8 protein-coding genes are annotated in these 10,970 nt (G+C 43.7%); 2 read left to right on the top strand and 6 right to left on the bottom strand.

Going from position 1 to position 10,970, the window contains the following annotated elements:
• Positions 1–102 precede the first annotated feature (102 nt).
• Positions 103–801 carry a glycosyltransferase gene (locus NG798_RS07385; protein ID WP_375338949.1) on the top strand — a complete coding sequence of 233 codons (699 nt, stop codon included), beginning with the start codon at positions 103–105 and terminating at the stop codon, positions 799–801.
• Between the two features lie 96 nt (positions 802–897).
• Here NG798_RS07385 and NG798_RS07380 read toward each other — a convergent pair whose 3' ends face one another.
• The 4 genes from NG798_RS07380 to NG798_RS07365 form a co-directional block, all read right to left on the bottom strand.
• Positions 898–1,656 carry a peptidylprolyl isomerase gene (locus NG798_RS07380; protein WP_261221512.1) on the bottom strand — a complete coding sequence of 253 codons (759 nt, stop codon included), beginning with the start codon at positions 1,654–1,656 and terminating at the stop codon, positions 898–900.
• Positions 1,657–1,708: 52 nt separating this feature from the next.
• The gene (locus NG798_RS07375; protein WP_261221511.1) at positions 1,709–2,320 is read right to left on the bottom strand and encodes a DedA family protein; all 612 of its coding nucleotides are present in this window, start codon (positions 2,318–2,320) and stop codon (positions 1,709–1,711) included.
• 88 nt (positions 2,321–2,408) lie between these two features.
• The gene (gene ahcY, locus NG798_RS07370; RefSeq protein WP_261221510.1) at positions 2,409–3,686 is read right to left on the bottom strand and encodes an adenosylhomocysteinase; all 1,278 of its coding nucleotides are present in this window, start codon (positions 3,684–3,686) and stop codon (positions 2,409–2,411) included.
• 656 nt (positions 3,687–4,342) lie between these two features.
• The gene (locus NG798_RS07365; protein ID WP_261221507.1) at positions 4,343–5,827 is read right to left on the bottom strand and encodes a calcium-binding protein; all 1,485 of its coding nucleotides are present in this window, start codon (positions 5,825–5,827) and stop codon (positions 4,343–4,345) included.
• An 87-nt stretch (positions 5,828–5,914) separates the two neighbouring features.
• Here NG798_RS07365 and NG798_RS07360 point away from each other — a divergent pair, with 87 nt between their 5' ends.
• Complete coding sequence (locus tag NG798_RS07360) at positions 5,915–7,984, top strand: thioredoxin domain-containing protein (protein WP_261221505.1); 2,070 nt, start codon at positions 5,915–5,917, stop codon at positions 7,982–7,984.
• A gap of 61 nt (positions 7,985–8,045) precedes the next feature.
• Here NG798_RS07360 and NG798_RS07355 read toward each other — a convergent pair whose 3' ends face one another.
• Together NG798_RS07355 and NG798_RS07350 are read right to left on the bottom strand one after the other, a co-directional pair.
• Positions 8,046–9,929: a penicillin-binding protein 2 gene (locus tag NG798_RS07355; RefSeq protein ID WP_261221503.1), complete on the bottom strand. Its 1,884-nt coding sequence runs from the start codon at positions 9,927–9,929 to the stop codon at positions 8,046–8,048.
• Between the two features lie 139 nt (positions 9,930–10,068).
• Positions 10,069–10,602: a hypothetical protein gene (locus NG798_RS07350; RefSeq protein WP_261221502.1), complete on the bottom strand. Its 534-nt coding sequence runs from the start codon at positions 10,600–10,602 to the stop codon at positions 10,069–10,071.
• Positions 10,603–10,970: the final 368 nt, after the last annotated feature.

The following is a 10,970-nucleotide window of genomic DNA, read 5'->3' as shown; positions in this document are numbered from 1 at the left end:
TTTCTTGCACCCTTACTACTTTTTTGGTCGGAAAATCCCTACACTGTTTACTTTTCTCACTGATTCAGCAAGCCCTATTTAGATAAAGCTATTGCTTCTGTTGTGGCTCAAACTTATGAAGATTGGGAGTTAATTATTTGGGATGATGGCTCAACGGATGCGTCAGTTATGATTGCCCAAAGTTGGGCAGCAAAAGATGCGCGTATTCGTTTTTATTCGGCTGCTCATCAGGGGTTTAATTCGGCTTTGCGTGCAGGCTATGCCTTGTGTCGGGGTTACTATCTTGGTTCAGTTGATTCTGATGATTTGCTTGCACCGGCAGCTTTAGAAGAAACGGTGGATTTTTTAGATAAAAATCCGAATTATGGTTTGGTTTATACTGACCGGTTTCTAATTGATTCTCAAGGCAATAATCGCGGTTTAGATGAGCGCTGTAAAATTCCTTATAGTCGTGACAAATTGTTAGTAGATTTGATGGTTTTTCATTTTCGATTATTTCGCCGGCCGGTATTTGAAGCAGTTGGGGGAATTTCGCCAGATTTTGAAACAGCAGAAGATTATGATTTTTGTTTGAAAGTTTCGGAAATTGCCGAAATTAAACATCTGCAAAAACCGCTTTATTATTATCGAATTCGCACCGGCCAAATTACGCAAGCAAAACGTCCTGAAGTAATAAGAGATTCAGCAAAAGCTATTAATAATGCTCTTTTGCGTCGTGGTTTGGCAGAGTCTTATTATTTAGAAGTGACTGATCAGCAGGTATTTCGGATTTTGCGCCGGCAAGATAAAGTCGCCGGTTGAATAGCGCCTACAAAAAACCAACCCCGTAGGGGTTTTATTCGTGTAGAGACGGGTTTTAACCCGTCGCATTAACCCGTCGCTTGGCAAAAAACGAGATTAATCAATGTGTAATTTAATGTCTTTGTTTTGAAGTTGTTGTTTTATCCAATCTTCAAAAAGTTGGTCTTGAATTTCTTGTTTTAACTTGGCTTCGAGGATAGCCGGTTGCCATTGTTCAACGCGCAGAATGGTGTGCCGGTTTTCGACTTCCACCGGCCCCAAAATATCCCCTGGTTTTGCATCAATCAACAGTTCTTGAATAGCATCAGGAAGTTGACCTACTTTCACTAATCCCATCATGCCATTTAAAAGCCGGTCAGGAGTGATCGAGTGTAGCTTTGCAAGTTGTTCAAAAGGCCGGCGATCATCAAGCAATTGACGCATCAATTCTTCAGCAAGATTAATGTCTGTGACAACAATGCGAGACAGAATAACTTGATTGAGTAGATATTGGTTTTCGTTGAAATATTTTTCGATTTGATTATTGGTAAGTTCGCCTTTAAGTTGGCTGAGTTTAAGCGTCGTGATAAATTGTTGGCGAAATTGCTTGTAACTGAGGTTTTGGGTTGTTAGCCATTCTTCAAAAGTTTCTGGGAAACCAAGCTGATTTTGTAGTCGAAAATTGATGATAGCTTGTTCTAGTTGTAAAGGATCAATTTCGAGGCTGGGACGAAGCGTAAGCTGTTGTTCGATGATATGTTGGCGGAGAATTGTTTGGATAATGCGCGATAGTTCGCCGGCAGTTTGGAGATAACCAATTGCTTGACGTAGGCTGATTGGTTGGTTGTTAAAAGTTAGAAAAGTTTCAGTATCCATAATTTTTGGGTGAAGCATAAGTCAGAATGATTGTCTGCCGGTTTTAGCGAAATTACTCATCTCGCAATCTTTTTCTTAATACCCACAAAATAAACCCGATCACTAAAATTGCGGCAACAATTTTGGAAACCGGCCCTAAATATTCATCTACAAGATGATAATCTTTGTTTAAGCTTGCCAAATAATACCCAGCTATTGTTAATAAACTTACCCAGATGATTGTCCCGATGGTGGAATATAACAAAAAGGGAAAAAGTGCCATGCCATTGATACCGGCAGGAATGGAAATGAGAGTGCGAACTCCGGGGACTAACCGGCCAAAAAATACCGCTTTTTTGCCATGCCGGTTAAACCAATTATTTGCTTTTTGGATGTCTTTTGCTGAAACAGAAATCCATTTTCCATATTTATCTGCTAATTGTTCTAAGCGGTGTTCTCCTAACAGTTTGCCCGCATAATACCAAGGTAATGCACCCAAAACAGTCCCCACAACACCGGCCAATATTGCCGGCAAAAATTCCATTTGTTTCTGGAATATTGTAAACCCGGCCAACGGCATAATTAACTCGGAAGGAATGGGCGGAAATAAGTTCTCTAAAAACATCAATAACCCAATACCAAAATAGCCCAGGGTTGTCATCGTTTCTGTAATCCACTGTTCCATATTCGTTTTATTTTTCCCCCAATAATTTTGTTTCGTGGCCGGCTCTGCAAAAGAAACCCGGTTAACTTAACCGGGTTTCTAAATCAAATTAAGTTCCTGATGTCCAAGAGTTGATATACTCAATTTGATCGGCGGTTAAGCTATCAATTGAAATACCCATTGCTTGCAGTTTCAAACGAGCAATTTCTTGGTCAACTTCCACAGGTATAGAATGAATACCGGGTTCAAGTTTGCCTTGATTTTTAACCAAATATTCACAGGCTTTTGCTTGGTTGGCAAAGCTCATATCCATCACAGCGCTGGGGTGTCCTTCGGCGGCGGCTAAATTAATTAACCGGCCTTCTCCCAACACAATTACAGATTTACCAGATTTGAGTTTATATTCTTGGGTGAAAGGACGAACAGTAGAAATATCTGCTGCTTGGGCTTCCAAAGCTTTGAGATCAATTTCAATGTCAAAGTGACCAGAATTACAAACAATTGCCCCATCTTTCATTGAAGCAAAATGTTCGCCACGAATGACGTGCTTATTGCCGGTAACGGTGATAAAAATATCGCCAATTGCCGCAGCTTCATCCATCGGCATGACTCGGAAACCATCCATAGTTGCTTCAATGGCTGGAACCGGGTTAATTTCGGTGACGATGACGTTTGCACCCATGCCGCGAGCACGAGAGGCGGTACCTTTGCCACACCAACCATAACCAGCAACAACGATAGTTTTACCGGCTAATAAAATATTAGTAGCACGGATTATGCCATCGAGAGTTGATTGGCCGGTGCCATAACGGTTATCAAAGAAATGTTTGGTTTCGGCGTCGTTGACATTAACTGCGGGGAATGTCAAAACACCATCTTTAAACATTGCTTTCAAACGCACAATGCCGGTGGTGGTTTCTTCGGTGGTACCAATTAAATCAGCAATTTGATGAGGGCGTTCTTGAAGCAAAGTTGCAACTACATCACTACCATCATCAATGATGATATTAGGTTTGTGATCCAAAGCAATTTGAACGTGCCGATGATAGGTTTCGTTATCTTCGCCTTTGAAAGCAAAAACGGGAATGCCATAATCGGCAACCAAGCAAGCAGCAACGTCATCTTGAGTGCTGAGGGGGTTGCTGGCGATGAGAAGGGCGTCTGCACCACCGGCCTTGAGGGCGATGGCTAGGTTTGCCGTTTCTGTCGTGACGTGACAGCAGGCGACTAAGCGAATGCCGGCAAACGGTTTGTCTTTGGCGAATTGATCGCGGATCTGCCGCAGCACCGGCATTTCGCGCGATGCCCATTCAATGCGCTGACGTCCGAGGGGCGCAAGGGATAGGTCTTTGACTTCGTATTGTAACTGAACTTGAGTTGCGGTCATATTCTTGGTTGCTCGACAAATTTAACCTTAACAAAAGTATGCACTTTCGTGTACAAAAAAATTCTCCAAGCGGGCCGGTGATCCGGCTGTTGACAGCAGGCAACCTCTGGAAGTTTGCCCCTAGCAAGTGTTCGGAGTCTTGGCAAGGGTGAATCACAAAGAATTTACCCTTGCAACATCTCCCTCATTGCAGAAACGCAAAATCTAAGCTTTTTCAGATAATAAGGGCATCGGCAAAAGCCAGTTTTTTTATAAACCTGCTTTTGATAACTGCCAAACTCTACTACATCCAACTAAAAACTGCTCTCAATCCTTCAATTTTTTTTGGTTTTGGCGGTTTACAGGATTGGGAGATTTTTTGCCGCTATCTTGCTGGGGTTGGGTGTCGTTTCCTCGCACTTGTGAAACTTGAAAAACTAATTTAAAAGATTGATTGATTTCCCGTTTCAGAAACTCCTCAACTAAACAAATTCTGGCAATTATACAAGCGCTGCCGGTGAGGACAAAAAAGTTTATTTCCAGCCTGGAGTCTTCTTGTAGGTCTAGGTTTTTTAGCCGCGACGGGAGTTGAAAAGATTTTAGGGTAAGTGGTTATTGTTTGGAGTTTATCAATAGTTGGGTAGTTTTTAGGGTCGGTTATTCAACCCATCAAAACCCTACAAACTCAAAATTGAATCCGTCACCGGCGCAATAAACGTACTATTGGTAACATCCGCAGGAGAAGCATTAAAAACCACCGCTAAAATATCCCCAGTTGGCCTCAATTGAATCACCGTATTGGGCCCCGCCGCGCCAAACACCAAATCCGACAACTGCAAACTCCCAACTACCCCAATTCTATCTTGCCCTACCACAAAATCACTCACCTGATCTGCTATGGCAATCTCCTTTTTACCCGCCTCTGTTTCCGTCCGAAAAACAAACGTATCTCTCCCACCTCCACCAATCAAAGTATCATTGCCAAAATCCCCTATTAAAATATCATTACCATCGCCTCCCGCCAAAAGATCATTATCTCGATTTCCCCGTAACAAATCATCCCCACTTCCCCCATCCAAAGCATCATTCCCTAAATTTCCATTCAAAAAATCATTTCCATCTCCCCCAAAAAGTTGATCATTATCTCTGCCGGCAAGCAACATATCATTTCCGCCATTACCCACCAACAAATCCATCCCCACATTTCCATAAATTACATCATCATTTACACTTCCACCCACCGTATCATTCCCATCAAAAGCCCTCACTCCCCCCACATCTTCAGCCAAAGAATTAGGCGACAATTGTTGAATCAAATCATCCCCAAATGTTAAATCAAAATGTTGCCGTCTTGCGCCCCCAACAGCAGCCCTAGCTGACATTGTTTTAAACAAATTCAGCAAATTAAAATCATTAACAATCAAAGATGCCGGCTGTGTAGCTGCTAAAGATAACAGATATTGTGTATCAGCACCGGCATTAAATAAATCAGAGCCATTATCCACCAAAACATAATAATTTCCCCCCGGCAAAGGAATATTAATACTATCCTCTGCTACACCCAAATTTGTCGAAGCAACAACTAACTCATCCTCATCCAAAATTCCATTATTATCATCATCTCGAAACAAACGTAAATTTGCATTTTGACTTAACTGATAAAGCAACCCACTAAAATCAGCCGCCGCCCCCAAACTAAAACGATAAAAATCTCTGGTGTCTGCTTGTCCTACAAACTCATTAAAAAGTAATGGCGGAATTCCCAAAAAACCAATATTTAACGCCGTATTAGCAGTATTACCCACCGAATCTTGCAGGCCGGTTGTTTGATAAGATAAATTTAACGAATAATTAGTGTTTGACGTAAAAACATTCGTCACCTGCGCCAAATAAATCCCAGCCCCTAACAACCCACTAATACGCTCATTCGCCACCCCCAAATTTGCCGAACCGGTAATCAATTCATTTAACTCAGCTAAACCATTATTATTTCGGTCTAAATATAAATAAATATCCGCATTATCAGTTAAATTACTTAACCCCACCGTCAATTGTCCCACACTATCCAAAGCAAAACGATAAATATCCTGCGGAGCAGCCACCCCCACAAATTCACCAAAACTTGGACTACCTACCAAAAAACCGATATCATACGTCGCCATAATCTCAGATTCTCATTCTGCCGGTTGAAACCAACAGCTACAATTTAGTTAAAATTATAAAACCTTCACCAAAAAATATCATTACCCATGTCAAATCATTTAGCCGACTCAAAAAGCCTTTACCTCCGAAAACACGCCGACAACCCGATCAATTGGTGGCCTTGGTGTGAAGAAGCCTTGCAAACAGCCGCATCAGAAAATAAACCGATATTTCTATCAATTGGTTACTCAAGCTGCCATTGGTGTACTGTCATGGAAGGCGAAGCATTTTCTAACCAAGAAATAGCCGACTATATGAATGCAAATTTTCTGCCAATCAAAGTTGACCGCGAAGAAAGGCCAGATATTGACAGCATTTATATGCAGGCATTACAAATGATAGCCGGTCAAGGCGGTTGGCCCTTAAATATTTTCCTCACCCCCGACGATCTCGTTCCCTTTTATGGCGGAACTTATTTCCCCATTGAACCTCGTTATGGACGCGCCGGCTTTTTACAAATATTGCAAGCACTACGCCGGTTTTATGACACAGACAAAGCCAAACTCAACTCCATCAAATCAGAAATCTTAGAAAACCTCAAAAACTCCGCCAACCTCCCAGCCTCCTCACTCACCCAAAACCTACTACACAAAGGACTCGATACAGCCTCAACCATCATCGCCACCCCCGTCTACGGCCCAGCTTTCCCGATGATACCCTACGCAGACCTGACGCTCAGAGCGAGCCGGTTTGAAAATGAAGAATTTAAACATGACCCCAAAAAGGCAGCCTTACAACGCGGTTTAGACCTCGTATTAGGAGGAATTTACGATCATATTAGCGGCGGATTTCATCGCTACACCGTTGACCCCAACTGGACAGTCCCCCACTTTGAAAAAATGCTCTACGACAACGGACAAATCGTAGAATATCTATCAGAATTATGGGCAAGCGGAATCAAAGAACCGGCCATCGAACGCGCCATAGCCGGCACCGTAGAATGGTTAAAACGAGAAATGACGTCCACCACCGGCTACTTTTACGCCGCCCAAGATGCCGACAGTTTCCCCAACAGTGACTCCAAAGAACCCGAAGAAGGACATTTTTATGTATGGAGTTATAGCGAACTCCAACAAAACCTCAGCCGCGATGAACTTGCCGAACTCGAAGCAGTTTTTAGCATTAGCCAACAAGGCAATTTTGAAGGAAAAAATGTTTTACAAAGACAGCAAAGCGGTAAACTAAGCGACAGCATAGAAACCACCCTCGAAAAATTATTTGAACTGCGCTACGGAAGCCGGCCGGTAGACACACCAACCTTTCCCAGTGCCCGAAACAACCAAGAAGCCAAAACCGCTAACTGGCCAGGACGCATCCCCCCTGTGACTGACACAAAAATGATCGTCGCCTGGAATAGTTTAATGATATCCGGTTTAGCCAGGGCTTCTGCTGTTTTTGGCAAACTCGAATATCTCCAACTTGCCATCAAAGCCGCAGAATTTATCCTCAAAAATCAATTCATAGAAAATCGCTTTCACCGGCTCAACTATGACGGCGAAACTTCAATTTTAGCTCAATCAGAAGACTACGCTTTTTTCATCAAAGCTTTACTTGATATTCATCAAGCTTGTTTAATTTATCCCTCATTGGAGCCTAACCAATGGTTAGAAAACGCCCTCAAATTACAAGCCGAATTTGACGAATTTTTGTGGAGTTCTGAAAGTGGCGGTTATTACAATACAGCCAGTGATGCCAGTCAAGATTTATTAGTCCGAGAACGCAGTTATATAGACAATGCGACTCCTTCGGCAAATGGTATAGCTATTGCAAATTTAGTGCGTCTTACAGAACTCAGCGAGAACCTAGAATATCTGGCAAAAGCAGAAAAAACGTTAGAAGCTTTTAGCAGTGCTATGTTGCAAGCTTCCCAAGGTTGTCCGAGTTTATTTAGCGCCCTTGACTGGTATCAAAATCAAACTTTAATTCGCACAGGTTCGGAACAGATTGCTCAACTTATTAAGGAATACGGGCCGGCAGGAGTTTATAAAGTAGAAACAGGTTTGCCGGCGGGTAGTGTTGGATTGGTTTGTCAAGGTTTACGGTGTTTGGAACCGGCTACAACAATTGAGAAACTGTTACAGCAAATTCGGGAGAGTCAAAATTTAAGAAGAAATTAACCGCATCCTATAGCAGATAAACGCAGATAAATGCAGATAAATGCACAGCAGGTTTCTGGGTTTATCGGCGATTATTTTCTGGGGCTGTCGTAGGGGGGATTTTTTCAAGAGCGATTAAGGCTTCAATGACAGTTTTAACAATTGGTGCTCCTACCTCGCCGCCACTTCCCCCCACCGGCTCATCCACAATTGCTACTACTACATAACGGGGTGATTCTGCCGGCACTACAGCCCCAAAACTCACGATTTTGGCATAATCAGAATAGCCTCCAGAAGCGCTAGATTTTTGAGCGGTGCCGGTTTTGCCTGCAATGCGATAACCTTCAATTTGAGCGGCTTTGCCGGTGCCATCAGTTACTACTTTTTCCATCATGGCAAGAACCGCTTTCGTGGTACTAGGCGAGAAAATTTGCTCGGCTTCTTCTAATTTTGGCTGCCAATAATATTTGCCATTACTATCAGTCAAACCTTTGACAACATGGGGAGAAACTAATTTGCCACCATTGGCTAAAGCTCCATAAAATTCTACAAGTTGCAAAGGAGTAATTGCAAAACTTTGTCCAAACGCTGTAGTGGCTGCATTAACTTTGCCGGCCAAAAATTCTTTTTCACTCAAAATTTGACTTCGACCGGCAAAAGGTAAATCTGTTTTGAGAGTTGAACCTAATCCTAAACGTTCTAACCACTTATAAAACAAATCTTGTTTCAGCGAAAAAGCCACTTGTGCCGTGCCGACGTTATTAGAATATTGCATCACTTCCGTCAGAGAAATCGTACCGCGACCGGCTCCATCAGCGTTACCAATCGTCGCCCCATTCACATAAAGCTGTCCGCTGTCGTACACCACCGAATCAGGTTGAACCGTTCCTGCTTCCAGCGCTATCGCAATTGTCAAGGGTTTGAAAGTAGAACCGGGTTCATAAATATCAGAAACAGCCCAATTTTTAAAGCGAGACAAATCATATTTGAAATACTGATTCGGGTCGTAAGTTGGTTCGCAAACCAGCGCCAAAAGCGAACCATCTACAGCATCCATAACAATTACAGTCCCGCGTTTGGCTTTAAACTCTGTCATTTTTTCACTCAAAGCTCTGCGGACGGCTCGCTGTAACCGGCTATCAAGCGTCAATTGTAAACGCAACTCATCAATAGCCACAAAACCAGGACTGTGGGGGGGAACATTGCGCTCAAGCATTTGAGAAAAACTGTATTCAACACCGGCTTGAGGAAGATTTTCTGCATCCACATAGCCCACAACCTCAGCCGCAAGGTCTTCGTAGGGGTAGAGACGAGCATAACTTTCTAACAGTTCTAAACCATCGAGCCTGAGTTCAACAATTCGAGAGCGCACTTGTTCTGAGAGAAACTCAGAAACTTTGAGGCCGGTGTCTCCCTGAGAGAATAAATCGATTAATTCTGACTTTTTTCGCTGCAAAAGCGGCGCTAACTTTTCGGCTACCTCAACGGCTGGCTGGTTAAACATCACCGGGTGAGCATAGAGCGTATAAACGGGCCGGTCGATGGCTAAAAAATTACCTTGACGGTCAATAATAGGCCGTCGGGGGATCATGCGGGTAGGAGCGAGTTGTTGCTGAGCCATTGCTCGTGCACGCAGATCCGAGCCTTTAAAAATTTGTAGTTTAACTAAATTTAAGGTTAAACCTAGACTGCCTGCCAGCAAAACTCCCCACACCAATAACAATCTCCAGCGCCTACCGCGAGGCGACATCTCGATAGCCGGTGGAGAAGACGGCTTCTGAGGACGGCGGCGGCGTCTTCGGTTGAGCGGGGTTGGTTGGTTGGAGGGGATGCCGGTTTTGTCCTTTCTTGTTCGCTTAGCCTCGCGTAGGGGAGGCGAATTGTTGCTAACAACGCTCAAGCGCCGGTTATTTTTGCGACCTTTAAAAGCTTTTAATTTTGAGTTTGGGGGGTTGCTGGCATCCATTATTTCCTCGGCCTGTATTCTCGCAAACAATAACTCTTGTTGGGGTTTTATTTACTTACCCTTGTCAATCAACCCATCGGTGGTTTTTTGGAAAAAAAACGGCCAATTGCTGCTATTTATGTCCATTGGGCCACAAATGTTAGTAACCGAGAGGAGCGGGCTCGGTATCTTGGGGCATTACTGGGCGAGACTGGGCGGGGGTTGCTGGTTGAGTGCGCTGGGGGGCTGGTTCGAGAAACATAATTTGAGAGGAATTGGGTTGCACTAAACCGCTGCCCGGACGGTCGGCTAATTTGGCAATTTGATTTTTGAGGGTTTCATTGGCGGCGATCAATTGGCGCTCGTCGCGGCGCAAAGAGTTCAGTTTGCTCGATTCTTGTTGCCATTTTTCCTGGGAGTAGACGGTGAAGCCATAGACGCTTAAACAAGCCGCGACTAAAACCAAGGTTAATATCGATGAAGCTTGTTGAGCTTCTATCAAAGAACGCAACCACACCGGCATCTGTGTCGGCGAGGGCATCATTTGTACGGTTTGCTCGCCCCTGCTAACGGATGGTAGGGTTGTTTTTTTTCTATCTATGGGCGTGACTTTGGCGCTGGTTGCGGCACTTTCAGGTTTGGGTAGGGGTTGGAGCCGGTGGCTCGAAAGAGAGGCTTTAATAGCAGCAGTCATAGACTTGTCCTATATCAAATCACTATTTTTGCACGGCTCGATCTCCCAAGATTTGATGAGCTTTTCAGACTGGCTCAGATCGGGCCTGTGGGTACAGGTGTGCGACTAGAAATGAATCTCCACCATCCTAGCAGAGAGGCTGTTTTTCTCTGGTACAATTTCACGCGGGTTGTGGGGGAGGGGAAAACCGTCCTAAACAAGTATGTTGACTTTTATGAAATTTTTGGTTAAATGAAGTATCTTATTCATCTAGCGGATTACAATTTGGGCCGCTGTTGAATCGGGCTTAAGGCTGGACTTTTCAGTTTAGACTTGGTTCTCGGCTATAGTAGATTCGCTGTTGAGCGCAACTACTTACTAGGAGCGCG

This window comes from Ancylothrix sp. D3o (genome assembly GCF_025370775.1).
Lineage (GTDB): Bacteria > Cyanobacteriota > Cyanobacteriia > Cyanobacteriales > Oscillatoriaceae > Ancylothrix.
This window is presented reverse-complemented; position numbering and strand designations above follow the sequence as displayed.

Bases quoted from the DNA above. Each gene is read 5' to 3' on its own strand.
- NG798_RS07380 (WP_261221512.1), bottom strand. From the start codon at position 1,656: ATGGATACTGAAACTTTTCTAACTTTTAACAACCAACCAATCAGCCTA.
- NG798_RS07375 (WP_261221511.1), bottom strand. From the start codon at position 2,320: ATGGAACAGTGGATTACAGAAACGATGACAACCCTGGGCTATTTTGGT.
- ahcY (WP_261221510.1), bottom strand. From the start codon at position 3,686: ATGACCGCAACTCAAGTTCAGTTACAATACGAAGTCAAAGACCTATCC.
- NG798_RS07365 (WP_261221507.1), bottom strand. From the start codon at position 5,827: ATGGCGACGTATGATATCGGTTTTTTGGTAGGTAGTCCAAGTTTTGGT.
- NG798_RS07360 (WP_261221505.1), top strand. From the start codon at position 5,915: ATGTCAAATCATTTAGCCGACTCAAAAAGCCTTTACCTCCGAAAACAC.
- NG798_RS07355 (WP_261221503.1), bottom strand. From the start codon at position 9,929: ATGGATGCCAGCAACCCCCCAAACTCAAAATTAAAAGCTTTTAAAGGT.
- NG798_RS07350 (WP_261221502.1), bottom strand. From the start codon at position 10,602: ATGACTGCTGCTATTAAAGCCTCTCTTTCGAGCCACCGGCTCCAACCC.